The organism is Paraburkholderia humisilvae, from assembly GCF_902859855.1.
GTDB classification, from domain to species: Bacteria; Pseudomonadota; Gammaproteobacteria; order Burkholderiales; family Burkholderiaceae; genus Paraburkholderia; species Paraburkholderia humisilvae.
The window spans coordinates 199,818-223,085 of record NZ_CADIKH010000006.1; the positions used below are offsets into that span (position 1 = coordinate 199,818).

Annotated in this window: 20 protein-coding genes, 1 pseudogene and 3 riboswitches; of the genes and pseudogenes, 11 read left to right on the plus strand and 10 right to left on the minus strand. The window is 66.4% G+C overall.

The window, feature by feature from the left end; all coding sequences use genetic code 11:
• Window positions 1-329: 329 nt before the first annotated feature.
• The 4 genes from bluB to HV796_RS08165 are packed head-to-tail and all read right to left on the minus strand — an operon-like array spanning window position 330 to window position 3,401.
• A complete protein-coding gene (bluB, locus tag HV796_RS08150) occupies window positions 330-1,070 on the minus strand; it encodes a 5,6-dimethylbenzimidazole synthase (RefSeq protein ID WP_175225954.1) in 741 nt (246 codons plus the stop codon).
• On the minus strand, window positions 1,054-2,367 hold the full coding sequence (locus HV796_RS08155; protein ID WP_175225955.1) for a cobyrinic acid a,c-diamide synthase CobB: 1,314 nt from the start codon (window positions 2,365-2,367) through the stop codon (window positions 1,054-1,056). Before HV796_RS08155 ends, bluB begins: the two co-directional genes overlap by 17 nt.
• Window positions 2,368-2,370: 3 nt before the next feature.
• Entirely contained in the window at window positions 2,371-2,973 is a 603-nt protein-coding gene (gene cobO, locus HV796_RS08160; protein ID WP_175225956.1) for a cob(I)yrinic acid a,c-diamide adenosyltransferase, read from the minus strand.
• Window positions 2,970-3,401, minus strand: a complete 432-nt coding sequence (locus tag HV796_RS08165; RefSeq protein WP_175225957.1) for a cobalamin biosynthesis protein — start codon at window positions 3,399-3,401, stop codon at window positions 2,970-2,972. Before HV796_RS08165 ends, cobO begins: the two co-directional genes overlap by 4 nt.
• Window positions 3,402-3,562: 161 nt before the next feature.
• Window positions 3,563-3,798, minus strand: a riboswitch (cobalamin riboswitch).
• Between the two features lie 77 nt (window positions 3,799-3,875).
• Here HV796_RS08165 and HV796_RS44070 point away from each other — a divergent pair.
• The 6 genes from HV796_RS44070 (at window position 3,876) to HV796_RS08190 (ending at window position 11,774) form a co-directional block, all read left to right on the plus strand.
• Window positions 3,876-4,259, plus strand: a complete 384-nt coding sequence (locus HV796_RS44070; protein ID WP_246355752.1) for a Fic family protein — start codon at window positions 3,876-3,878, stop codon at window positions 4,257-4,259.
• Window positions 4,202-4,648, plus strand: coding sequence for a Fic family protein (locus HV796_RS44075; protein WP_246355753.1), 447 nt, complete (start codon window positions 4,202-4,204; stop codon window positions 4,646-4,648). Before HV796_RS44070 ends, HV796_RS44075 begins: the two co-directional genes overlap by 58 nt.
• A gap of 20 nt (window positions 4,649-4,668) precedes the next feature.
• Window positions 4,669-4,975, plus strand: a riboswitch (cobalamin riboswitch).
• A 62-nt stretch (window positions 4,976-5,037) separates the two neighbouring features.
• A complete protein-coding gene (gene cobW / locus HV796_RS08175) occupies window positions 5,038-6,147 on the plus strand; it encodes a cobalamin biosynthesis protein CobW (protein WP_175225958.1) in 1,110 nt (369 codons plus the stop codon).
• A gap of 61 nt (window positions 6,148-6,208) precedes the next feature.
• Window positions 6,209-10,024: a cobaltochelatase subunit CobN gene (gene cobN, locus HV796_RS08180; RefSeq protein WP_175225959.1), complete on the plus strand. Its 3,816-nt coding sequence runs from the start codon at window positions 6,209-6,211 to the stop codon at window positions 10,022-10,024.
• A 20-nt stretch (window positions 10,025-10,044) separates the two neighbouring features.
• The gene (locus tag HV796_RS08185; protein WP_175226033.1) at window positions 10,045-11,103 is read left to right on the plus strand and encodes a magnesium chelatase ATPase subunit I; all 1,059 of its coding nucleotides are present in this window, start codon (window positions 10,045-10,047) and stop codon (window positions 11,101-11,103) included.
• A 26-nt stretch (window positions 11,104-11,129) separates the two neighbouring features.
• Entirely contained in the window at window positions 11,130-11,774 is a 645-nt protein-coding gene (locus HV796_RS08190; RefSeq protein ID WP_175225960.1) for a vWA domain-containing protein, read from the plus strand.
• Window positions 11,775-11,823: 49 nt separating this feature from the next.
• On the opposite strand, the pseudogene HV796_RS08195 reads toward HV796_RS08190, so the two are convergent.
• The 6 genes and pseudogenes from HV796_RS08195 to cobG form a co-directional block, all read right to left on the minus strand.
• A pseudogene (locus HV796_RS08195) lies at window positions 11,824-11,931 on the minus strand (helix-turn-helix domain-containing protein); the annotation flags it as partial.
• A 165-nt stretch (window positions 11,932-12,096) separates the two neighbouring features.
• Window positions 12,097-13,038 (minus strand): flagellar brake protein, encoded by a 942-nt coding sequence (locus HV796_RS08200; RefSeq protein WP_175225962.1) that lies wholly within the window; start codon window positions 13,036-13,038, stop codon window positions 12,097-12,099.
• A gap of 159 nt (window positions 13,039-13,197) precedes the next feature.
• A complete protein-coding gene (cobJ, locus tag HV796_RS08205) occupies window positions 13,198-14,934 on the minus strand; it encodes a precorrin-3B C(17)-methyltransferase (protein ID WP_175225963.1) in 1,737 nt (578 codons plus the stop codon).
• A complete protein-coding gene (locus HV796_RS08210) occupies window positions 14,922-15,668 on the minus strand; it encodes a precorrin-2 C(20)-methyltransferase (protein WP_175225964.1) in 747 nt (248 codons plus the stop codon). Before HV796_RS08210 ends, cobJ begins: the two co-directional genes overlap by 13 nt.
• Window positions 15,669-16,295: a precorrin-8X methylmutase gene (locus tag HV796_RS08215; protein ID WP_175225965.1), complete on the minus strand. Its 627-nt coding sequence runs from the start codon at window positions 16,293-16,295 to the stop codon at window positions 15,669-15,671.
• Window positions 16,288-17,721, minus strand: a complete 1,434-nt coding sequence (gene cobG / locus HV796_RS08220) for a precorrin-3B synthase (RefSeq protein ID WP_175225966.1) — start codon at window positions 17,719-17,721, stop codon at window positions 16,288-16,290. Before cobG ends, HV796_RS08215 begins: the two co-directional genes overlap by 8 nt.
• Before the next feature lie 98 nt (window positions 17,722-17,819).
• A riboswitch (cobalamin riboswitch) is annotated at window positions 17,820-17,997 on the minus strand.
• A gap of 194 nt (window positions 17,998-18,191) precedes the next feature.
• On the opposite strand from cobG, the gene HV796_RS08225 reads away from it, so the two are divergent.
• The 5 genes from HV796_RS08225 to cobM all read left to right on the plus strand — a co-directional run bounded on the left by HV796_RS08225 (window position 18,192) and on the right by cobM (window position 23,102).
• Window positions 18,192-18,983, plus strand: a complete 792-nt coding sequence (locus HV796_RS08225; protein WP_175225967.1) for a hypothetical protein — start codon at window positions 18,192-18,194, stop codon at window positions 18,981-18,983.
• 78 nt (window positions 18,984-19,061) lie between these two features.
• Entirely contained in the window at window positions 19,062-20,453 is a 1,392-nt protein-coding gene (gene cbiE, locus HV796_RS08230; protein ID WP_281369765.1) for a precorrin-6y C5,15-methyltransferase (decarboxylating) subunit CbiE, read from the plus strand.
• Window positions 20,453-21,541 carry a cobalt-precorrin-5B (C(1))-methyltransferase gene (locus tag HV796_RS08235; RefSeq protein WP_175226034.1) on the plus strand — a complete coding sequence of 363 codons (1,089 nt, stop codon included), beginning with the start codon at window positions 20,453-20,455 and terminating at the stop codon, window positions 21,539-21,541. The genes cbiE and HV796_RS08235 overlap by 1 nt, the downstream gene beginning before the upstream one ends.
• On the plus strand, window positions 21,538-22,281 hold the full coding sequence (locus HV796_RS08240) for a cobalt-precorrin-6A reductase (RefSeq protein WP_175225969.1): 744 nt from the start codon (window positions 21,538-21,540) through the stop codon (window positions 22,279-22,281). Before HV796_RS08235 ends, HV796_RS08240 begins: the two co-directional genes overlap by 4 nt.
• Window positions 22,282-22,358: 77 nt before the next feature.
• Window positions 22,359-23,102, plus strand: coding sequence for a precorrin-4 C(11)-methyltransferase (cobM, locus tag HV796_RS08245; protein ID WP_175225970.1), 744 nt, complete (start codon window positions 22,359-22,361; stop codon window positions 23,100-23,102).
• The last annotated feature ends 166 nt before the right edge of the window (window positions 23,103-23,268 follow it).

Genomic DNA, 23,268 nt, shown 5'->3' on the forward strand with positions numbered 1-23,268 from the left:
ATGCGCTGTATCTCCATGTCCACGCTGATGGATCACCCGCGCTTCTGCGCGAAACGGGCTAGCCGGAGCGGGAGCACCTAACATAATCAGGTCCGGTGGGCGCGAACATCATGTCCTGGCGACCACCAAACCCTCCCTCGCCTGTAATCGAGTCCTCGCAACGGGCTACGGACGCGGCGGGCCGCACAGATACCACTTCACCAGTACCGCACAGATGACTAATCCCAGCACTTTCCCGAACAAGGTCGGCGGGTAGAGACACAGCAACAAAAAGCAGACCAGCCAGATTAATTGTGCTGCCGATATCTTTCGCGGCTCTTTCATCTTCGTTATTCCGATGGTCTTGTCTTTACCGACGGCGGTTGAAGTGCGTCCGTGTCATGCAGCGACGTTGAGTCCAGCGAGGGCGCAGACGTTTCCCCCGACTGCCCAGCCGGCCACCGGTTTTCAAATACGCAACCTTCCAGCGGCGCGCGCGCGGCCCAACGTTCCGTTTCAAGCATCGGTTCCGGATAGTAGTCGTCGATCTGCCCCACGCAGAGTATCGCAACTGGCTGTGCGCCGTCAGGCATGTGCAGCAGCGCGCGCACCTCTGCGGGATCGAACAGCGACACCCAGCCGATGCCGATCCCTTCCGCGCGTGCCGCCAGCCACATGTTCTGGATCGCGCAGGCGACGGACGCGAGGTCCATCTCGGGCAATGTGCGGCGGCCGAAAATATGCGCTTCCCGTCCATCCATCAGCGCGACGACCAGCACCTCCGCGCAATCGCGCATCCCTTCGACCTTCAGCTTCATAAACTCGTCGCGCCGCTTGCCGAGCGCGTCGGCGGTCTGCAGCCGCTCGCGCTCGACCGCCTCATGCAACGCGGTGCGCAGCGCCGGATCGGTGATGCGCGCAATGCGCCACGGCTGCATATAGCCGACGCTCGGCGCATGATGCGCGGCGTCGAGCAGCCGTCGCAACACCGCCTCGTCGACGGGGCCGCGCACGAAATGACGCATATCGCGGCGTTCGTAAATGGCGCGGTAGACCGCCGCGCGATCGGCATCGTTAAAAGGCGTTGCCATGGAAGAGAGCCGCGGTGAAGGCCGGATTCGACGGCCAGTAACTGTGCATATAAGTCGCGACGATCGAGCCGCAACGGTAGACCGCTTCGCCGGCGGCTTCCGATTGCGCGCGCGTCGCGTGCAGCACGGGCGTGAGCGGTGTGCTCACGTGCGAGTAGTGGAACGTGTGGCCGGTCAAGGTGCCGAGCGGGCCGTCGAGCTGCTGCATGCCGAGTGCCGCGAAGCGCGTCTGCATGCGCACCTGGCCAGGCAACAGGCCCAGCATCGGCGTGGTGGTGCCGTCGGTTGTCGTCAGGCTGTCGAGCAGGTACAGCATGCCGCCGCATTCGGCGAAGACCGGCTTGCCCGCGGCCGCATGCGCGCGCACCGACGCGGCCGCGCGTGCATGGCGCGCGAGCGCCGCCGCATGCAATTCCGGATAGCCGCCCGGTAAGTAAAGCGCCGTCGCGGCATCCGGCACGGGTTCGTCCGCGAGCGGCGAGAAGAAACTGACGCGCGCGCCGAGCGCGTCGAGCAACGCGAGATTCGCCGGGTAGATGAACGAGAACGCGGCATCGCGCGCGACCGCGATGTGCGCGCCGTCAAGCAGGCGCGGCAGCGGTGCGGCGGATTTCGACGAGCTCGATGATGGCAGGAACCGTACTGTCGGCGGCAATTCGGCGAGCGGCGTCGAGGCGAGCGCGTCGGCGGCCCGCTCGAGACGCCGGTCGAGGTCCGCAATTTCCGCAGCCTGATGAAGACCGAGATGCCGGTCCGGCAATTCGATGTCCGCCGTGCTCGCAATCGAGCCCATCCACTTCAATTCCGGCGGCAGCGCTTCTTCGAGCATCCGCGCATGCCGCGTGGAACCGACGCGGTTCGCGAACACGCCTCGCACCGGCACGTCCGCACGGTAGTGCGCGAGGCCGAATGCAACCGCGCCGAACGTCTGCGCCATGGCTTTCGCGGAAATCACCGCGACCACCGGCACACCGAACGCGGCCGCGAGATCGGCGCTGCTTGGCGTACCGTCGTAGAGGCCCATCACGCCTTCGATCAGGATTAGATCCGCTTGCTGCGCGGCCTGCGCGAGCAGTTCGCGGCACGCCGACTCGCCGACCATCCACAGGTCGAGCGACAGCACCGGCGCGCCGCTCGCGCGCTCGAGAATCATCGGGTCGAGAAAGTCCGGGCCGGTCTTGAACACACGCACACGCCGGCCTTGCCGCCGGTGATGGCGCGCGAGGCCCGCGGTGATCGTGGTTTTGCCTTGTCCGGACGCGGGTGCGCTGATGAACTGGGCGGGGCAATCCGGCATCGTTCAGAACTCCACGCCGCGCTGCGCCTTCACATGCTGCTCGCGGTAAGGATGCTTGACCACGCGCATTTCGGTGACGAGATCGGCTGCATCGACGAGCGCATCGGGCGCGTGACGGCCCGTGATGACCACATGCAGCATGTCGGGCCGCGCGGTGAGCACCGACAGCACTTCGTCGAGCGGCAGGTATTCGTACTTCAGTACGGTGTTCAGTTCGTCGAGAATCACCATCTGATAGTCGCCGCTTTCGATCATCCGCTGCGCTTCGGCCCAGCCTTTGCGCGCAGTCGCGATGTCCGCGTCGCGATTCTGCGTGTTCCACGTGTAGCCGTCGCCCATCGTGACGAACTCACAGTTCGGCTGGCCGCCGAGGAAATCGCGCTCCGCCGTATGCAGCGCGCCCTTGATGAATTGCACGACGCCAAGGCGCAGGCCATGGCCCAGCACGCGTACGGCCATGCCGAACGCGGCGGTGCTCTTGCCTTTGCCGGTGCCGGTGTTGACAATCAGCAGGCCCTTTTCGAGGGTGGCTTCCGCCTGTTTTTTCTCATGGCCTTCGCGACGGCGCTGGGTCATGCGCAGATGCGATTCGGGATCGGTTTTCATTGAGGGTCCTGTTGGTGAGGTAACGGTGGTACGTGCGCGACGGTTGCAGGCGCAACGGTATCGGCGAGCGCGACAGCGACGCCGTTGAAGGTGTGTTTCGGTATCACGAGCCGGCCATCGGGCGCGGCAAGCAGCGCGCAGGGTTCGCACACGCCGTCGACGCCGAGATGCGCGCGGACGGCGGCCGAAGGCGTCGTCCGTGCGGCAATGGCGACGGCTGCTATCTGTTCGCGCGAAAAAGTGTGCAGCGGCAGCGCGTAGCGCGCGCAGAACTCGACGATGCCGGGTTCGTTCGCCTTGATGTCGATCGTGGCGACCGCGCGGACTTCGTCGATCGAATGCGGGCGGAGCGCGTCGCGTACCGCCGCGTCGATCTGTTCGACGCTCGCGCCGCGCCGGCAGCCGATGCCGACGGCGAGCCGCTTCATCGCAGGCCGCCGCGAAACGCGGGGGAAGCCGCGCCGGCGGGCGCGGAGTAAAGACGTGTCATGCGATGCCACATAGCGTGCGCGACCGCGGCAAGCTCCGCGCGTCATGCGTGGGCGCCCGTGTCCGTCCCCCGCGGAACCGGCGACTGGCGACCGTGACGTTCGCCCCCTCGCGTCCGGCCGGTATCCGGGCTGACGGCCACATGCGCTTCGCCTTCCCATCGGCGGATGGCCGACAGTGGCATCGAAAGGCATGCGCGGACAACATGCCCGCGGGCCGCTTACCGTTGGCGGGGACAGCACAGGTTGGGCGCGGGTGGCCGCGCTTCCTGTTTCCCGTTTAACCGCATGGGCATGCACAACACGCCAATGCGGCACCGGACGCGGGGGATACGATAGCATACGCGCCGGTCGTCGCCAGACGACTGGCCCATCTGTATATTTGACCGATCGCCGCCCAATGCTCACACGCCAGTGAACCCAACGCTTTCGAACCTCCTCGCCGCGATCGACCGCCAGAAGGCGCAGCTCGATGCCGCGCGACCGCTTCCGGAAGAAACCGTCGCATCATTGCGCGAGGTCCTCACGCTCGACTGGACCTACAACTCAAACGCGATCGAGGGCAACACGCTAACGTTGCAGGAGACGAAGGTGCTGCTCGAAGGCATCACCGTCGGCGGCAAGACCCTGCGCGAGCATCTGGAGGCGACGAACACCGCGATGCAATCGGATACGTCGAGGAGGTCGTCGCGACGCGGGAGCCGCTCACGGAATGGCAGATCAAGAACATCCATTCGCTTGTGCTGCGGGGAATCTCGGATAAGGACGCAGGCCGGTACCGGCAAGGAAACGTGCTGATCGGCGGCGCGAGCACCATTGCGCCGGATGCCGTTCATCTGCCGCAAGAAATGCACGCACTGATCGAATGGTACGAGCGTTCCGGCGACATGCATCCCGTCGAACGGGCGGCTGAACCGCATACGCGCTTCGTGAAAATTCTCCCGTTTATCGACGGCAATGGCCGCACCGGCCGGTTACTGTTGAACTTCGAATTAATGAAGTCCGGGTATCCGCCGGCCGTTATTCGGACGCAAGACCGGCAGACCTACTACCGTGTTCTCGACGAAGCCCGCGTAACGGGTCTATACGACGGTATCAGCATGCTGGTCGCGCAAGCCGTGCAACGCACCCTCGCGTTGTATCTCGGCCTGATCACCGGCGGCCTGGGAGGAGCGGCGCGGCCTTGACGCCCCCGCGCCCCGCGCCTACACTCGCACCCACTTCTGGTGCTCGCGCGCGCGTTCCCGCGTGCGCAGTTAAACGGGAAACAGCGGGCTCGCAAGCCCCGACATTCGGCCATTCAATGCCGCCGGATGAAGGCTTCGGGTCAACCTGTGCTGCCCCCGCAACGGAAGGCGAGCGCATCGCGGTGATCGCGATGCAGAGCCGGCTTCGAGGTCCGCGCGCAAGGCCGCGCGGGTCACTAACCACTGCACGGGAAATCGTTCACTCGTGTGGGAAGGTGAAGCGGCGCTCTCGCCAGCCCGGATACCGGCCAGAAGAGCAGGGTTGACGCCGCGGGGCGCGGCGTTCCGTCCACCACTCCTTCGCGCGCCTGATATCGCGCTCATTCGTCATGCAAACCCAGATGCGCAAGATCCCGGTGACGGTCGTCACGGGCTTTCTCGGCAGCGGCAAGACCACTCTGTTGCGCCACATTCTTCAGCACGCCGGCGGCTTGCGGGTCGCGGTGATCGTCAACGAGTTCGGTGAACTCGGCATTGACGGCGAAATCCTCAAAGGCTGCGGGATCGGCTGCGACGACGAAGGCCGCGAAACCGAAGGCCAACTGTACGAACTCTCGAACGGGTGTCTGTGCTGCACCGTGCAGGAGGAGTTCTTTCCTGTGATGGAAGCGCTGGTCGAACGGCGCGAGCAGATCGACCACGTACTGATCGAAACCTCCGGCCTTGCTTTGCCGAAGCCGCTCGTGCAGGCGTTCAACTGGCCGGCGATCAAGAACAGCTTTACCGTCGACGCGGTGGTGACCGTCGTCGATGGCCCGGCAGTCGCCAGCGGGCAGTTCGCTGAAAACCCCGTCGCGGTCGACGCGATGCGCAAGGCCGATCCCAACCTCGATCATGAGTCGCCGCTGCACGAACTGTTCGAAGATCAGCTGTCGGCGGCGGATCTCGTTATTCTGAACAAGACCGATTTGCTCGACGACGCACGTCAGGCTGCGGTCGAAGCGACAATCCGCGAAGACATTCCGGCTCAGGTGAAGGTGGTGCGTGCCCAGAATGCGCGGCTCGATCTGCACGCGCTGCTGGGCCTCGAGTCCGCGTCGGAAGAAACGATTCACCTGCGCCACGATCACCACGGCTCGGCCGAGGGTTCCGACGATCCCGACCATCACGATCACCACCACGATGATTTCGATTCCGTCGTGGTGACCGCGCAGGCGCCGTCGCGTGAAGCGATGATCGCGGCGCTGCAACGGGTGGTCGAACAGCACACGATCTATCGCGTCAAAGGCTTCGCGGCATTGCCTGACGCGCCGATGCGTCTGGTCATCCAGGGCGTAGGACGGCGCTTCGACAGCTACTTCGATCGGCGCTGGCGTGCGGACGAACAGCAGCGCGAAGCGCGGGCGAGCCGCTTCGTGATGATCGGCGAGGACCTCGAACAACCGGTTCTGCAGCGCGCGCTGGACGAAGCGCTGCGCGCGCACGCGCAACGGACCTGAAACGGCGATAGACCAGCCCGAGCACGACGCTCGAGCGCCCCCACCCAAAGGCGGCACAACCATGCATTTGCTGCGCACCACGCCGGGCGGCTTCGTCGACGATACGAAGGGCGTGATCCGGATCGACCAGCGTCCCGCGGATATCGTCGTGCTGAGCTCCGCCGATACGACGCTGTCGCTGCTCGCGAGCGTCGTGTCGCGCCTGCCTGCAGGTTTTCCGAGTGTGCGCCTTGCTAACGTCACGTATCTGCGGCAGCCCGCATCGGTCGACTTTTATATCGAAGACGTGCTGCAGCATGCACGCGTCGTCGTCGTCGATCATCTGGGTGGCGAAGCGTACTGGCCGTATGGCATCGAACAGGTGGTCGCGCTGGCGGAGCGCAAGCAGCAGACGCTCGCGATGTTCTCCGGCGACCTGCAGGAAGACCCGAACCTCACCGCGCGCAGCACCGCGGACGCGCCACTGTGCCATCAGCTGTGGCGCTATCTGCGCGAAGGCGGCCCGCAAAACGCCGAGGCATTTCTGCGCTGCATCGCGTGGCGCGCGCTCGGCTTTGGGCATGAGCCGGCGTTACCGGTGCCGCTGCCCGCCGCCGCGCTTTATCACCCGACCTGCGACACACCGACCATTGCCGACTGGCAAGCCCGCTGGCGCGCCGCTGCGCCGGTGGTCGCGATCCTGTTCTATAAGGCGCATCTGCAGGCCGCGAACACGGCGGTGTTCGATGCGCTGATCGACGCGCTCGAAGCACGGCAGATGAATCCGCTGCCGATCGCGATCACATCGTTGAAAGACGCGCTGAGTCGCGACGTCGTCGAAACGTTGTGCGAGCAACATCATGCCGCGCTGGTGCTGAACACGACCGCGTTCGCGGCCAGTGCGATCGACGACCCCGCGCCGCTCGCGGTGGCCGGCGACGCGCCGGTGCTGCAGGTGATCCTGAGCGGCGGCAACCGCGAAGACTGGCTGAAAGACAATCACGGCCTCAACTCGCGCGACATCGCGATGCACGTCGCGCTGCCGGAAGTCGACGGCCGCATCATCACGCGTGCAATCAGCTTCAAAGGGCTTGCGTATCGCTGTCCGCATACCGAAGTGGACGTGGTTCGCTATCAGCCGGACCCGGAGCGTGTCGCATTCGTCGCGGAACTGAGTGAACGCTGGTGCCGGCTGCGCCGCGTCGGCAATGCGGACAAGCGGCTCGCGCTGATTCTCGCGAATTATCCGGTCAGCGAGGGGCGTATCGGCAACGGCGTCGGGCTCGATACACCGGCGTCGGTGGTCGGCATTCTGAACATGCTGCGCGACGAAGGTTATCGTGTCGCGGCGGACTTGCCCGCCAACGGCGACGCGCTGCTGGACCTGCTCACCCAAGGTGTGACGAACGACCCGATGGTGCGCGACCTGAGGCCGGCGCTGCAAAGCCTTGCCGTCGCCGACTATGAACAGCGCTTCGCGCGCTTGCCCGCTTCATTGCGCGATGCATTGAACGCGCGCTGGGGCGCGCCTGAGCAAGACCCAACGGTGCGACGCGGCCGCTTCATGATCGCCGGCTGGCGCTGCGGCAATGTGTTCGTCGGCATTCAGCCGTCGCGCTCCCGCGAGCAGAACGACTATGCGAGCTATCACGACGCGGAACTCGTGCCGCCGCACGCGTATCTCGCGTTCTACTTCTGGCTGCGCGATCAGTTCGGTATCGATGCGGTCGTGCATGTCGGCAAGCACGGCAATCTCGAGTGGCTGCCGGGCAAGAGCGTCGCGCTCAGCGATGCCTGCTGGCCCGATGCGATCCTGGGGCCGATGCCGCATCTCTACCCGTTCATCGTCAACGATCCCGGCGAAGGCAGCCAGGCGAAGCGGCGCGCGCAGGCGGTGATCGTCGATCATCTGATGCCGCCGCTCACGCGCGCCGAAACGTATGGGCCGCTGCAAGACCTCGAGCGGCAGGTCGACGAATACTACGAAGCGCTGATGGTCGATCCACGCCGATCGAAGCTGCTAAGGCGCACGATCCTGGCGACGATCATCGAACACCGGCTGCACGACGAATTGAGCATCGCGAAGCCGGCTGGCCAGGATGCGGAAGACGCGCTGCTCACACGCGTCGATGCGTGGTTGTGCGAGTTGAAGGAAGCGCAGATTCGCGACGGATTGCACACGTTCGGCCAGTCGCCACGCGGCGTGCAGCGGCGCGATACGCTGCTTGCGCTCGGCCGCTATCCGGTCGGCGGTGGGCAGGGCGCGCATGCCGGGCTGATCGACGCGCTCGCGCGCGACCTGCGCATCGATCATCTGTTCGATCCGCTGACCGCGGATTGGTCCGCGCCGTGGCAAGGCGCACGGCCTGCGTGGTTGCAGCAGGTGAGTGATGAGCCGTGGCGGCATAACGGCGATGCGCGCGAACGTCTCGAATTGCTCGCGGGCGCGCTGATCGCCGACCTCTGCGATGTTCGCGCGGCCGCGCCGGCCATGCCGCTGCCGCGCGCCGACGAATTGCCGCAGACCGAACAGGTATTGCAGCGACTGCGTGACGACGTGTTACCGCGGCTCGATGCATGCGGCGAGCAGGAAATGCGGCAATTGCGGCGCGGCCTCGAAGGACGTTTTGTGCCGCCGGGGCCGAGCGGATCGCCGTCGCGCGGACGGCCGGACGTGCTGCCGACCGGCCGCAATTTCTACTCGATCGACACGCGCGCGATTCCGACACAAGCGGCATGGGCGCTTGGACTGAAATCGGCGCAGCAATTGCTCGAACGTCATCTGCAGGAGCACGGCGATTATCCGCGTGCGATCGGCCTGTCGGTGTGGGGCACCGCGACGATGCGCACCGGCGGCGACGATATTGCGCAGGCGCTGGCGTTAATCGGTGTGCGCCCGAAGTGGGCGCCGGGCAGTCATCGCGTGACCGACTTCGAGATCATGCCGATCGCCGCGTTCGACCGGCCGCGCATCGACGTGACGCTGCGCGTGTCGGGTTTTTTCCGCGATGCCTTTCCGAACGTGATGCATCTGTTCGATGCGGCCGTGCAGGCGGTGGCCGAGCTCGAAGACGAACCCGAGCATCTGAATCCGATCCGCGCGCGCGTGCTGCGTGAGCGCGACGCATGGATCGCGCGCGGGCTCGATGCACAGGAAGCGCGCAGGCGCGCCGGCTGGCGCGTGTTCAGCTCGCGGCCCGGCGCCTATGGCGCAGGCTTACAGGAAATGATCGATACGCGCCAATGGCAGACCGACGCCGACCTCGCGAATGCGTATCTGGCGCACGGTGGCTACGCGTACTCGCAGAAGCGCGACGGCGAGGACGCCCGCCACGCATTCGGCACGCGGCTTGCGACGCTCGACGTGGTGCTGCAGAACCAGGACAATCGCGAACACGACGTGCTCGACTCGAACGATTACTACCAGTTCCAGGGTGGCATGGCCGCGGCGGTCCGGCATCTGTCCGGCGGCCAGCCTCAGCTGTATCACGCCGATCACAGCAATCCGAACGCGCCACGCGTGCGCACGCTGAACGAAGAGATTGCGCGTGTGATCCGTTCGCGGGTGGTCAACCCGAAATGGCTCGACGGTGTGAAGCGACACGGCTACAAAGGCGCGGCCGAGATCGCCGCGACGGTTGACTATCTGTACGGCTACGATGCGACCGCGCGAGTGATTGCCGATCACCAATACGCGCTCGTTGCGGATGCGTACCTGAACGACGCGGACACGCGCGCGTTCCTGCAAGCGCACAACCCGCACGCGCTGCATGGAATCTGCGAGCGGCTGCTGGAAGCGATGCAGCGTGGCCTGTGGCAGGAGCCGGGCGGTTATCGCGAACAGATCGAGCAGCACCTGCTGGCGAGCGAACAACAGATCGAAGGAACGCGACGATGAATGCAACCCACCACGCGACGATGGATATTGCCGCAGCCGGCCGCGCTCCGGTGTTTCCGTTCGCGGCGTTGCTTGGCCAAAGCGAATTACAGCAGGCGCTATTGCTGGCCGCGGTCGATCCGGGCATCGGCGGCGTGCTGGTGAGCGGCCCGCGCGGCACCGCGAAGTCGACGGCGGCCCGCGCGCTCGCCGAACTCCTGCCGGATGGCCAGTTCGTGACGCTGCCGCTGAACGCGAGCGAAGAGCGGCTCGTCGGCACGCTCGATATCGAAACCGTGCTGCGCCACGGTGCGGTGCGCTTTTCACCGGGTCTGCTCGCAAATGCGCATCGCGGCGTGCTGTACGTCGACGAAGTGAACCTGCTGCCGGATGCGCTCGTCGATGCGTTACTCGATGCGGCGGCGAGCGGCGTCAACACGGTTGAACGCGATGGCGTGTCGCACAGCCACGCGGCCAGCTTCGTGCTGATTGGCACGATGAACCCGGAAGAGGGCGAACTGCGCCCGCAACTGACGGACCGCTTCGGCCTGATGGTCGCGCTGCAGAACTGCTTCGATCCGCAGGTGCGGCAGCAGATCGTCAAGGCACGGCTCGCGTTCGATACCGACCCGCAGGCGTTTCGCGCGAGCCATGCGCAGCAGCAGGACGACCAGATGCGTCGCATCCTCGCCGCGCGGGCTGTGGTGCCCCAGCTCGCGTTCGACGATGCGGTGCATCGGCACGTCAGCGCGCTGTGCATCGCGGCGCACGTCGATGGAATGCGTGCCGACCTCGTGATGCTGCGCGCCGCGCGAGCGCTTGCCGCTCTGGAAGCGGCGAGCGCGGTGACGATCGCGCATGTCGATCGTGTCGTGCAAGCGGTGTTGCTGCATCGGCAGCGTGATGGCGGTGCGCTCGCGCAACCCGGCGAGCAGCCGGCAAGCCACGCGCAGCCTCGCGGCGCGGCGGCTGCAGCCGCTGGCACGCAGCAACGCGAGGCGTCCAGCGAATCCGAATCCGACTGGGGTTATCTGCCGCCCGAGCCGACCGGCACCGAGCACGTGAAGGACGTGATCCGACTGCCGTCAAAAAAACGCTGAGCCATCGAAAGAACGCCGCCGCTGGCGTGTCGCGCAGCGGTTTTCGATGGCCGGCAGGCAACGGCGCGACCGCGGCCCGCGGCCAATCGGGCGCGCGCATCGAATGGCCGCGCACGCTTGCGGCTAAAGGCCCGCAACGGCTGCGTGCCGAGCATCTGCGCGTCGCGCGTGCCGCGCAGCCGCGCGGCGTACTGCACTGTTTCGTGCTGGATTGCTCCGCTTCGATGCTGGCCGGCGCGCAGCTCGCGCTGGCGAAAGGCCTGCTCGCCGCGCTGTTCGGGCGCGCGCGTGCGGACCGGCACGAGATCGCGTTGATCTGTTTCGGCGGTGTCAGCGCCGATCTGCGCTTCGGCCCGGCCATCCCGCGCGGCTGGAGCGAACGCTGGCTGCAGCCGATCGGCGGTGGCGGAGGAACGCCGTTCATACCCGCGATCGAACGCGCGACGCAGTTGCTCGCGCACGCCGCGACGCGCAAGCCGGCACAGGAGCGCTGGTTATGGGTGTTGTCGGATGGGCGCAGCGGCGGTACGCCGGCGCGGCCTGACAAGGTGGACCGCGTCGTCGTTGTCGACTTCGAAAGCCACGCAGTGCCGCTGAACCGATGCGAGCAGCTTGCCCAAACCTGGGGCGGCGAATGTGTGACGCCTGCTCAACTGATCGCGCGTTCGTAACCGGTTGGACAGAACATCGGAGCGTCGCGGAAACGGATCGCAAAGTGCGCTAAGCCTGCGCTGAAGCGGGCACCCAGCGATACAGCGTAGGGACGGACACGCCAAGGTTTCTGGCCACGTCCTTGGGCGGGACGCCGCTGGCCAGCAGCTGCTTGGCGGCAGATCGGCCGGGGTCAGTAGATCGACGTGGACGCCGAGTAGCGTCTGAACAAGGTCGCGGCCGGATCGGCGCGCGCGAGTTCAAGCCGCTACGCCCGCCGCAACCGGCTCAGCGTACTTTACGATCCGATTTTCCGGGGCGACCCCAACATGGGCAGGCGCGTTAGCGCACGCCATTCGACCAGTGCGAAATATCGTCGATCCGGTCGAACACGAACGATTTCAACGCAAGCTGCTGCGCCGCGTCGAGATGTTCGAACTCCAGCCCATGCGACGCGAGACCGTCCTCCGCCAATGCGGCCTGTGCGTTACGAACAATCGCGATGGTTTCGATCAGCGTATCGCTGTCTTTCGATTGCAGCCGGAATGACAGCCGCACCCGCTGCCCGACCTTGCCGACCAGCCACGGCGTGCCGAACGACATGCCCAGCGCGCTGATCGTCTGCATCAGACCGAGGCCCTCATACCCATTGCCGTCCGGGTTCAGCCCGAAGCGCACCGGAAACCGCGCGCGCACGCGAATCGACTTGCGTTCGCGCAGCCGCCGGATCACGCCCGGCCTGGACAGCACGACGTAATCGAACGGCAGGTGGCAGACCGCGTCGACCGTACAAACGAAACGGAACACCGCCTGGCTCGCAATCGCGACGATCTCGACGTTTTCGCCAACCGTCAGCGATAACGGGCGGCCGTCGACGAGCGGCGGCATCACGAACACCGACTGATTCGGCGCAAAGCCGATGATCCGGCTCGGCTGCATCGGGCCGCTCGCGTTTTGCGGGCGCACGCCGATCAACGCGCCGATCGACAGATGCGTGTCTTTCAGCGACAGCGGCGCATCTTCGCCATCGCCGCTGCCCGCTTCGGCCGCGGCGCACAACGCATCCGCCGCTTCGGCGAGATCGCCGCGGCGCGGCTTGAAGTGCTCGAACAGAAAGCGGCGCTCTTCGGGACCGATCACGACCGCGCCGCGCTCGAACAGCAGCGAGCCGTCGGCATCCACGATTGGCCACTCGAGCGGCGTGCCGATCGGCACGGCTTCGGCGTTCAGGATGGCGGACGGTACGGCTATAGCCGGCGCGGCGACGTGTTCGTCAGTTTGCATGGCGGCATGAATACCCAAGGATCAACGGTTATCCGTGGTTAACGTCCTTCACTGGATAAAGTTGAGGTAGGGGGAATCCCTGGCTGATTGCGCGCGCAATGGTTTTGCAGCGGGGGGCCTGCAAGGACGGCGGTCAATGCCGCGCACCGCGATCAAGCGTTATCGATACCAGCGCGGCGTATAAACCCATTCCCGCTGCGTGCCGCGTGCGGACGGGCGTGCAAAGCCACGCGTAGTCGAAGAACCGATGATCACCATCGTGCGCATATCGACATCGGCGGACCGGAGTTCGCCGAGCGTCGTTGTGACAAGCGACGCCCCGGGCCGGCCGATATCGCGTCCCAACACGACTTTCGTTTCCGGTGCCCGCGCTGTACGCACGATATCGAGCGCCTTGTCGAGCTGCCAGGGCCGCGCGCGTGACACCGGGTTATAAAAGGCCATCACCAGATCGGCCTGTGCCGCGTGCGCGATGCGTGTTTCGATGATCGACCACGGCTTCAGATTGTCCGATAGCGACAGCACGCAGAAGTCGTGACCAAGCGGCGCGCCGGCTTGCGCGGCGGTCGCCAGCGCCGCGGACACGCCTGGCACGATAGCGAGTTCGACGTCGGCCCAGTCCCGCCCGTCGGATGTCTCGAGCGCTTCGAGCACTGCGGACGCCATCGCGAACACGCCGGGGTCGCCGGACGACACCATCACCACGCGCCGCCCGCCGCTGGCGAGCTCGAACGCGTGGCGGGCGCGCTGCATCTCCTCGCGATTGTCGGTCGGATGGACCCGCTGGTCGGCGCGGAACGGGCCCGCCATCTCGACGTAGGTCGCGTAGCCGAGGATGTCGGTCGCTTGCGCCAGCGCGGCGCGCGCAGCTGGCACCATCAGGTCCGCGCTGCCGGGGCCCAGTCCGATCACGGTCAGCTGGCCGCGCGCGCGGCCGACGGTGTGCGCATCGATGGGCTGGTCCGCGATCGCCAGTGCGAGGCCCGATGCGGCATCGACGATCGCGCAGTTCGACTGCAACGCGGCACCTAGCAGCGCGCGCGGGGTTGGCCGAGCCGGGAGGTCGTCGCCGCCGGGTACGACCGGTGCAAAGCGTAACGGCGCGTCTAGCGTTTCGGCGGCGTGGGCCAACGTTTCGTCGCCTATGCAGGTGGCGGGTGCAACGATCGCCGCGAGTGCCAGGGGCGACAGCCCGTGTGCTGCGAGCGCTTCGCGCACGCGTTGCACCGTATCTTCGCCGTCGGCCAGCGCAACGACGACGCTGCGCGGATGAATCACCAGTTCATCGGTATTACCGTTCCATACGCGTGGCGTGATGCGGATCGCGCGCTGCGCATGCTCCGCACGTGGCAGTTGCGCGTCGTCGAGCCAATGGGCGTCGCCTTCGACCCGTGTGCTTTCACCGGCCAGCAGATCGGACACGAAGCGCTTGCCTTGCGCGAGACTCGCCAGCGCATAGCCTTCCGGCGGATTCAGCACACAGGTGCCAAAGCGCAGCTCGCCGCTGGTCGTGATCGCGGGCGGCACGCCGAGCGCCGCCGCGATCTCGCGGGCCATGACGTTCACGCCGGTGAGGCCGCCGAGCAGCGGCACCACCGCGCTGCCGTCCTCGGCCACCGCCAGCACCGGCGGCTCCGCGCCTTTGTTCGCGAGCAGCGGCGCGACGCAGCGGATCACGATGCCCGCCGCGCATAGCGCGATGATCGGTGTGCCGCTCGTATAGAGCTCGCGCAGATGCGCGCCAAGTTCGTCGTAGACGATGTTGCACGCTTGCGCTTCGACGCGGCCGCGCAGCCCATGCACGCGCGCATCGGGATAGCACGCCTGCAAGCGGCGCGCGGTTGCCAGCGCGCCGCTGCCGAGCATCACAAGCGCGGGCGGCGTTAGCCTTGCCATTTTTCCCCCGGCACGACGAGCAGCGAAAAATAGGGCGACGCCATCGGATCCACGTCGGCGAGCGGGACGATCCGCTGATTCGTCATCGTCGCGCGTTCGACGTAGAGCGCGCGCTTCGCGAGGCCGAGCGCGTCGAGCACGCGGCGCACCTTGTCGAAATTGCGGCCGAGCTTCATGATGACCGCGGCGTCGGCATCCGCGAGGCGCCGTTTCAATTCGGCTTCGGGCAATACGCCCGACAGCACCGACAGCGTCTGATTGCGATAGACGAGCGGGGCGCCGAGCACCGCGGCGCCGCCGAGCATCGAGCACACGCCGGGTACGACCTCGGCTTCGAAGCGCGGCGCAAGGCGGTCATGCAGATACATATACGACCCGTAGAAGAACGGGTCGCCTTCGCAGATCACCGCGACGTCGCGGCCCGCATCCAGATGGCTGGCGATGACTTCGGCCGCGGTGTCGTAGAAGTCCGCGATGATCGCTTCGTACGACAGCGGAGGCTCGAGCGCCTCGGTCGTCACCGGGTAGACCAGCGGCAGGCGCACCTGCGCGTCCGACAGATGCCCTTCAATGATGCCGAACGCGTTGCCCTTTTTCCCTTTCGCGACAAAGTACGCTACCACCGGCGCCGACTTCAGCAGGCGTAGCGCTTTCACGGTGATCAGTTCGGGGTCGCCGGGCCCGACGCCGAGACCGAGCAGCCGGCCGCGCGCAGCGGTGGGTCGATCGGCCATTTATTCTTCCTCCGAGGCGAGCGCATTGACCGCGGCGGCGGCCATCGCGCTGCCGCCGCGTCTGCCGTCGACCACCACGTACGGCACGCCGCGGCTGTCGGCGGCCAGCGCCGCTTTCGATTCCGCGGCACCGACGAAGCCGACCGGGAAGCCGAGAATCAGCGCGGGACGGGGTGCGCCCGCATCCAGCATTTCGAGCAGGTAGAACAGCGCAGTCGGCGCGTTGCCGATCGCGACCACGCTGCCCGCAAGGCGCGGTCGCCATAACTCGAGCGCAGCCGCCGAGCGCGTGTTGCGGAGTTCGCGCGCCAGCGTCGGCACAGCGGCGTCGCCGAGCGTGCAGATCACGTCGTTCGCGGCGGGCAGCCTCGCGCGCGTGATGCCTTCGGCGACCATCCGCGCGTCGCACAGAACCGGCGCGCCGTTTCTCAACGCGTCACGCCCCGCGCGGCCCGCACCGTCCGAGAAGCGCAGGCTGTCGGCGACGTCGACCATACCGGATGCGTGAATCACGCGGACCGCGAGTTTTTCCAGGTCAGCAGGGATGGACGACAAGTCGGCCTCCGCGCGAATCGTCGCGAACGACTGGCGGTAAATCTCGTTGCCGTCGCGGGTGTAGTCAAGCATCAGGGGCACTCCTCGACAGTCGATCGAGTCGATCGGCTGCGTGTTCGATGGTCAGATGTTGGGCGATGCAGTGGCCAAATCGGGGGGCGAGGTCGGCGACGGCGACGGCGTTCGCCGGGTCGTGCTGGTACAGGTCGTAGCGGCCGGGCGCAACCGCGAGCAGCGTAAACGGCACCGGATGCGCGGCCGCGCATGAGCGCGTGCAGCCGCTCAGATGGACTTCGGCATCGGCTGGCAGCCGCCGCGCAAGCTGCTGCGCATCGGCCTTCGTATCGGCGTGCGCCTTCGCGCAGCCGGGCGAACCCGCGCACGCGATCAGCCGCGCGAACGGCTGCGCGCGGTCGCAGGCGAAGCCGAGCGACGTGAGGCGCGCGAGGGCGGCCGGCGCGGCTTGCGCTGGGACGTCGGGCAACAGCACGCTTTGCCATGGGGTCATGCGCAGTATCCCCTTGCCGGCCTCTTGCGACAGCGCGGCGAGCGCGCGCAACGTCGGCGCGTCGATACGTCCGAGCGGCGGTGAGCCGCCGACATGCGACATACCGGGCTCGCGCTGCGGACGGACGCCGAAGCGCAGCGCAGGTTGCGCGCGCGGGCGGCGCCACGCACTGATTTGCGCATCGCGCAGCAGCGGAAAACCTGCACGCGCGTCGATCCGCGCGAGCACCGAGGCGGCCGATTGCCGCGCGAGCAGATCGCGCATGCGCATTTCATCCGGCGCGGCAAGATCGAGAAAGGTGTGCAATAGCGCGTCGATCAGCGCGACGACGTGCTCGGGCCGCACCGCCGCCAGCGCGGCCGGATCGTTCGGCGCGACCGGTGGACAGCCCGCCAGGCCGAACGCGAAACGCACGCCGTCGCCAACCTCGTCTTGCAGCGCGGCGAGCCAGATGTCATGCGGATGGGTCAGCATCGCCAGCTGTTCGCCGCCGTCGAGCAGCAAGGCGAATTTCGGCGAGAGCGCGGCGAAGCGCGCTTCGCTTTGCAGCAACGTGAGAATCTGTGCGGCGAGACCGCTGGTGTCGATCAGCGCGGCGGGGTCGCGGCCGGCGGTGGGACTGATCATCAGATTGCGCACGTCGTCGGCTGCCGGGTTGGCAAATCGCGCGGCGCTTGTTCCTTCCGCCGCTGGCGCATGCGGGCCCAAACCGGCCGCGAGCAGACGCTCGATCAACGCATGTTCTTCGCCCGCGCGTACACCGCGTATTTGCAGGTTCGCGCGGTTCGTCATTTCAATGACGCCGCACGCGTGCGTTTCGGCCGCATCGGCGATCGCGTGCGCGTGAGCGGCGCTCAGCGCGCCGCCCGGCAGTTTGACGCGGCAGATACCGCCATCACGAGCCGCGACGATCCGCAGCAGGCCCGGGCAGGCGGACCCGCGCGGCGGCTGGCTGGCGGAGTTCGCGGTAACGGCGGGGGCGTGGTTCAAATCGATCACCGGGTTAGCGTCGCGCGACGGCCCGGGCGTCTCTCGCCGCGGAAGCGGGAGCGAGCTCGGCATCGGTACACCCCGCCCGATGTTGGCTGGCACGAACAGTCTGGCCGGCAGGTCTCCTGGCTCGCAGGTCGCTGTCCGCATCGGCCTTCCCGGTTGATCCAGTGGCGGGTGAGATGCGGACTCGCTGCATACAGTTGCGGGGGCAGCCACGGTGTGAAGCGTGTTCCCTGTTCGGCCCCGAAGGGCACCGGCGACGCTCCGTATTATGCCCTGATTCGGTACGCGCAATCACGCCAACGGCACGGGCGGTGTAGTACGCGGATAGCGCCTGCACGACGGATGCACGACGAGAATGTGCTCATCGTCCATTCGCAAGGAGGTGCATCCACCCGGATATTCGATTGCGTCTTCAGTATCAAGTGTCTGTTCACCGAACGATTTGAACTTTGAAGGAATCGAACATGCAAACCTTTAACGCCTATAGCAATCAGCAAGTTCAGTTTTACAACTACAACAACGATGCCGGCGCAGGTCAGGTCGCGCAGGCGCCGCAGAATGGGACGACGATTGCCCGCAATCCCGTGTCCGGCGGCGTACAGCGCGATGACGGCGACCAATCCCGAATCCTCAAGGATTTTTCTTCTCCAACCCGTCTCCTGAACCGGTACAACGCGCTATCCGGGCAGATATCCGGTGTCGCGGCGGCGGTGAATGGCGTGAAAGGCGACGTCGCGAACGTGTCGGCGCAGGTCGCCGACGTACGCACCGGTGTGACCAATGTCGCAGCGGACGTGAAGGGCGTGAAGGATGACGTCGCGAATGTGTCGTCGCAGGTCGCGGACGTGCGCAACGGTGTGACCAATGTCGCGGCGGACGTGAACGGCGTGAAGGATGACGTCGCGAATGTGTCGGCGCAGGTCGCGGACGTGCGCGGCGGTGTGACCAATGTCGCGGCGGACGTGAGCGGCGTGAAGGATGACGTCGCGAATGTGTCGGCGCAGGTCGCGGACGTGCGCGGCGGTGTGACCAATATCGAAGGCAAATTCGCCGGTGTGGCCAAAGACATCGGACAGATCAACAAGAACATCGATACGCTGGAGAACCAGGCCGGGCAGGGCCAGCAGGCGCTGGCCGGCATCGGCACGAGGCTCGACAAGATCGACACCGCGGTTCAGGAATGCTGCGGCAGCAGGCACAGTGCGAATCCGGGCGCTACGACAAACGCGACCCGGCCGGCACCTGTGACCGCATAACCGGCCTTTTCGACGGAAGCAACGCGCGGGCGCACGTTTGCGCCCGCAGGCGGCCGCTAGCAGCCCTTCGACCGCTGCTTGAAATCCGCGGCTTGCGCGGCCGCGCTTGCGTCGACAGCCACGGCGCCTGCCGTCGAAGCGCAACCGGCGCGTGCCGCTAGCGCTGTATCATTGCTGTTCTACAGGCGGTTTCGCTTCGTTTCGATGTCGACGAATTCATTGCAGCAACCCGATCCGGAATTGATTCCTTGCGACCCAAACGGCCGCGCGCCGGTCTGGCTCACCGTCGTGGGCATCGGCGACGATGGCTTTGCCGGCCTCACGCGCGCCGCGCGCCGCGCGCTTTTCGACGCGTCGGTAATCTACGGCGGAGCGCGTCATCTGGCCATGCTGCCGGCCCGGCTGCGCGCGCGCCGGGAGCGCTGGCCGACCCCGTTCGATATTGAACCGCTGCTGCGCGAACAAGACGCACCGGTCTGTGTGCTGGCGAGCGGCGACCCGATGCAGTTCGGCATCGGCGCAACGCTGGCACGCCATATCGGCGCGGAGCGGATGCGCGTGCTGCCCGCGCCATCTTCGCTTTCGCTTGCCGCCGCCCGGCTGGGCTGGCCGCTGCAGGACGTGGTGGCAGTGTCTGTGGTCGGCCGTCCGCTTGCCGCAATTCTCGCCTCACTGCACGATGGTGCGCGACTGCTGGTGTTGAGCAACGACGGCGCGACGCCGGCCGCGATTGCCGCGTGCGTTACCGCGCGAGGGTTCGGCGCAACGAAGATGACGGTCTTCGAGCATCTCGGTGGCTCGCTCGAACGCCGTATCGATGGGCTCGCCTATGCGTGGCATACCGCACAATGCGCCGCACTGAATCTGATCGCGCTCGATTGCAAGACGAGCGGCGACGGACCGCGCGTCGCGTTGACGCCAGGCTTACCCGACGATGCGTTCCTCCACGACGGCCAGTTGACCAAACGCGATGTGCGCGCGCTGACGCTCGCGCGGCTCGCTCCCGCGCCGCGCGAACTGTTATGGGATGTCGGCGCGGGTTGCGGCTCGATCGGCATCGAATGGATGCGCGCGCATCCATCATGTCGGGCGATTGCGATCGAAGCACACGCTGAGCGCCAGCGTTTTATCGAGCGCAATCGCGACGCGCTCGGCGTGCCCGCGTTGCAGCTCGTCGCAGGTGCGGCGCCTGCGGCGCTGGCGGGCCTGACCTTACCCGATGCGGTCTTTATCGGCGGCGGCGTGACCGTGCCGGGCGTATTCGACGCGTGCTGGAGCGCGTTGAGATGCGGCGGCCGGCTGATCGCGAATGCCGTGACGCTAGAGGGCGAGGCCGTGCTTGCCGAATGCCGCAAGCGGCATGGCGGCACACTCACACGCATCGCGCTTGCCGATGCGCAACCATTGGGCGGCTTCGAAACGTGGCGCCCGGCCTTGCCGATCACGTTGTACGAAACCGTCAAATCGTGATGCGCGACGAAACGCCCGAACGGCCGGCGCCACTGCGCAGCGGCTACACCACCGGCAGTTGCGCGACGGCAACGTCGCTGGCGGCCGCGCGGCTGCTGCTCACCGGCACGACGAGCGACGTGGTCGACATCGTGTTGCCGAAAGGACAGCGCGTCGCGATGGCGCTGACGTTCTGCCACCTGAGTGGCGAGGGTGCGCAGGCCGGCACGACCAAGGACGCAGGCGACGACCCGGACGTGACGCATGGCGCCGTCGTGTTCGCGCGCGTGACGTTGCGGGCGCAACCCGGTGTCGTTTTTCATGCGGGGCCGGGGGTCGGCACCGTCACGCGCGCGGGTTTGACACTGCCGGTCGGTGAACCGGCGATCAACCCCGTGCCGCGCCGGATGATCACCGACCACCTGGCCGCGCTCGCCGCGGAGCACGGTTATGCGGGCGGCTTCGACGTGGCCATTGGCGTCGAAGGCGGCGAGGCGCTCGCATTGAAGACGATGAACCCGCGGCTTGGCATCGTCGGCGGATTATCGATTCTCGGTACCACGGGCATCGTGCGGCCGTTTTCGTGCTCCGCCTATATCGCCTCGATTCATCAGGGCATCGACGTCGCGCGCGCAAATGGCTACCGCCATATCGCGGCCTGTACGGGCAATGCGAGCGAGGATGCGATGCGCAAACACTATGGCTTGCCGGATATCGCGCTGATCGAAATGGGTGATTTCGCCGGCGCGGTGCTCAAGCATCTACGACGCGCGCCGGTCGAACGCCTTAGCCTGTGCGGTGGTTTCGGAAAACTCAGCAAGCTGGCCGCCGGACATCTGGATCTGCATAGCCGGAATTCGAGCATCGATTTATCGCAACTCGCGAGCTGGGCGACCGGGCAGGGCGCAACACCGGCTTTGCAACAGGCGATGCGCGACGCGAACACCAGCCAGCAGGCACTCGCGCTCGCGCACGAAGCCGGCGTGCCGCTCGGCGACATCGTTTGCGCTCGTGCGCTCGGGGTGGCGCGCGAGATCGTGCCGAACGAGGTTAGCGTGGAAGTGTTCGCGATCGATCGCGTGGGACACCTCGTCGGGACCGCACGATGACGCGCATTCTGCTGCTAGGCGGGACGGGGGACGCGTTGCAGGTTGCGCGTGCGCTTCACGCCGTCGATGTATACAGTCTCGCAGGCATCGGCAAGGTGCCGGTCGATCTGACTTGTGCGGTGCGTGTCGGCGGTTTCGGCGGCGCGCAAGGGCTGCAGGCGTACCTTGCGCATCAGCGCATCGGGTTGCTGATCGACGCGACGCACCCGTTCGCGGCACGCATCAGCGCGAACGCCGCGCAGGCCTGTCGCGATGCGGCGATACCCTATTGGGCGCTGCGACGCGCGCCGTGGCAGCCGCAGGCGGACGACCGCTGGCAGATGGTCGATAGCTGGCAGCAGATCGTCGCGGCGCTGACGTTGTACCGGCGTCCGCTCTTCACGCTTGGCCGCGAGCCGCTCGCGCATCTCGACGAGATTCCCTCTGATCAATACTGGGTTGTGCGTTGCCTCGAAGCCCACGCGGGCGATGCGCGCGCATCGGTGATCGGCGCGCGCGGGCCGTTTACGATCGACGGCGAGCGCGCGTTGTTTGACAGGTATGACATCGATGTCATTGTCACGAAAAACAGCGGTGGCAGCGCGACGGCGGCCAAGCTCGACGTCGCGCGCGAACGCGGCTTGCCGGTCGTGATGACGCGGCGCCCGGAATTGCCGCCAGCCGACCGCGAATTCGACGGTCCAGCCGCGCTATTGCAGGTATTGCGGGAGCTGAAGCCGCATTACCGAGCCGCGCGCTAGTCGGCCCGAGCGTCGTTGATAGCGGACCACGCAGCGAGGCCATCGCAGTTGGAACGACACTTCTGGAGTTCAGATTCATGACAGTATTTTTTATCGGCGCGGGGCCGGGCGACCCCGAATTGATCACGGTCAAGGGGCAGCGCCTTGTGCGAACGTGCCGGGTGATTCTCTATGCGGGGTCGCTGGTGCCAGACGCGGTGCTCGAGGGAAACGTGGCTGAAGTGATCGTGAACACCGCCGAGCTCGACCTCGACGAGATCGTCGCGCTGCTCGCTGACGCACATGCGAGAGGCGAGGATGTCGCACGCGTGCATTCGGGCGATCCGTCGTTATACGGCGCGATCGGCGAGCAGATCCGGCGTCTGCGCGAGTTGGGCATTCCGTATGAGATCGTGCCCGGCGTGACGGCGACTGCCGCCTGCGCGGCCACGCTAGGCTGTGAACTGACGCTACCCGATGTTTCGCAGACGCTGATCCTGACACGCTATGCGCGCAAGACATCGATGCCGGAAGGCGAGGAACTGGCCGATCTGGCGCGGCACCGCGCGACGATGGCGATTCACCTCGGGGTGCGGCATATCGCGCGCATCGCCGAAGAACTGATTCCGCACTACGGAGCGGATTGCCCGGTGGCGGTCGTGTATCGCGCCAGTTGGCCCGACGAGGAGAAAATCGCCGGCACCCTGGCCGATATCGCCGCCAGGGTGCAGGACACCGATATCGAGCGGACCGCGCTGATTCTCGTGGGACATGTGCTGACCGCCACGCACTTCGCGGACTCGACGCTTTACGCGAAGGGGCCGGCTGCACCTGACGAGTGATCGGGTTCGGAACGGGCTGTCTCGCGATGGCCGACACCTGGCCGGCAACAGGATGCCGGCGCCTGAGTCGGATGCCGGCGACTTGCCTCTACTGCGTAGCGCCCGGAGCGATCGTGTGGCCGCAATCGATCAACGGGTTCAGTTTGAGGCGCCAGATGTCGTCCGA

What these genes read in the sequence shown, in the direction of transcription:
- cobM (WP_175225970.1), top strand. Translation starts at nt 22,359, where the DNA reads ATGACAGTATTTTTTATCGGCGCGGGGCCGGGCGACCCCGAATTGATC.
- HV796_RS08200 (WP_175225962.1), bottom strand. Translation starts at nt 13,038, where the DNA reads ATGCAAACTGACGAACACGTCGCCGCGCCGGCTATAGCCGTACCGTCC.
- cobN (WP_175225959.1), top strand. Translation starts at nt 6,209, where the DNA reads ATGCATTTGCTGCGCACCACGCCGGGCGGCTTCGTCGACGATACGAAG.
- HV796_RS08240 (WP_175225969.1), top strand. Translation starts at nt 21,538, where the DNA reads ATGACGCGCATTCTGCTGCTAGGCGGGACGGGGGACGCGTTGCAGGTT.
- HV796_RS08155 (WP_175225955.1), bottom strand. Translation starts at nt 2,367, where the DNA reads ATGCCGGATTGCCCCGCCCAGTTCATCAGCGCACCCGCGTCCGGACAA.
- HV796_RS08225 (WP_175225967.1), top strand. Translation starts at nt 18,192, where the DNA reads ATGCAAACCTTTAACGCCTATAGCAATCAGCAAGTTCAGTTTTACAAC.
- HV796_RS08210 (WP_175225964.1), bottom strand. Translation starts at nt 15,668, where the DNA reads ATGGCCGATCGACCCACCGCTGCGCGCGGCCGGCTGCTCGGTCTCGGC.
- HV796_RS08215 (WP_175225965.1), bottom strand. Translation starts at nt 16,295, where the DNA reads ATGCTTGACTACACCCGCGACGGCAACGAGATTTACCGCCAGTCGTTC.
- HV796_RS08185 (WP_175226033.1), top strand. Translation starts at nt 10,045, where the DNA reads ATGGATATTGCCGCAGCCGGCCGCGCTCCGGTGTTTCCGTTCGCGGCG.
- cobO (WP_175225956.1), bottom strand. Translation starts at nt 2,973, where the DNA reads ATGAAAACCGATCCCGAATCGCATCTGCGCATGACCCAGCGCCGTCGC.
- bluB (WP_175225954.1), bottom strand. Translation starts at nt 1,070, where the DNA reads ATGGCAACGCCTTTTAACGATGCCGATCGCGCGGCGGTCTACCGCGCC.
- cobJ (WP_175225963.1), bottom strand. Translation starts at nt 14,934, where the DNA reads ATGGCAAGGCTAACGCCGCCCGCGCTTGTGATGCTCGGCAGCGGCGCG.
- HV796_RS08235 (WP_175226034.1), top strand. Translation starts at nt 20,453, where the DNA reads ATGCGCGACGAAACGCCCGAACGGCCGGCGCCACTGCGCAGCGGCTAC.
- cobW (WP_175225958.1), top strand. Translation starts at nt 5,038, where the DNA reads ATGCAAACCCAGATGCGCAAGATCCCGGTGACGGTCGTCACGGGCTTT.
- HV796_RS08165 (WP_175225957.1), bottom strand. Translation starts at nt 3,401, where the DNA reads ATGAAGCGGCTCGCCGTCGGCATCGGCTGCCGGCGCGGCGCGAGCGTC.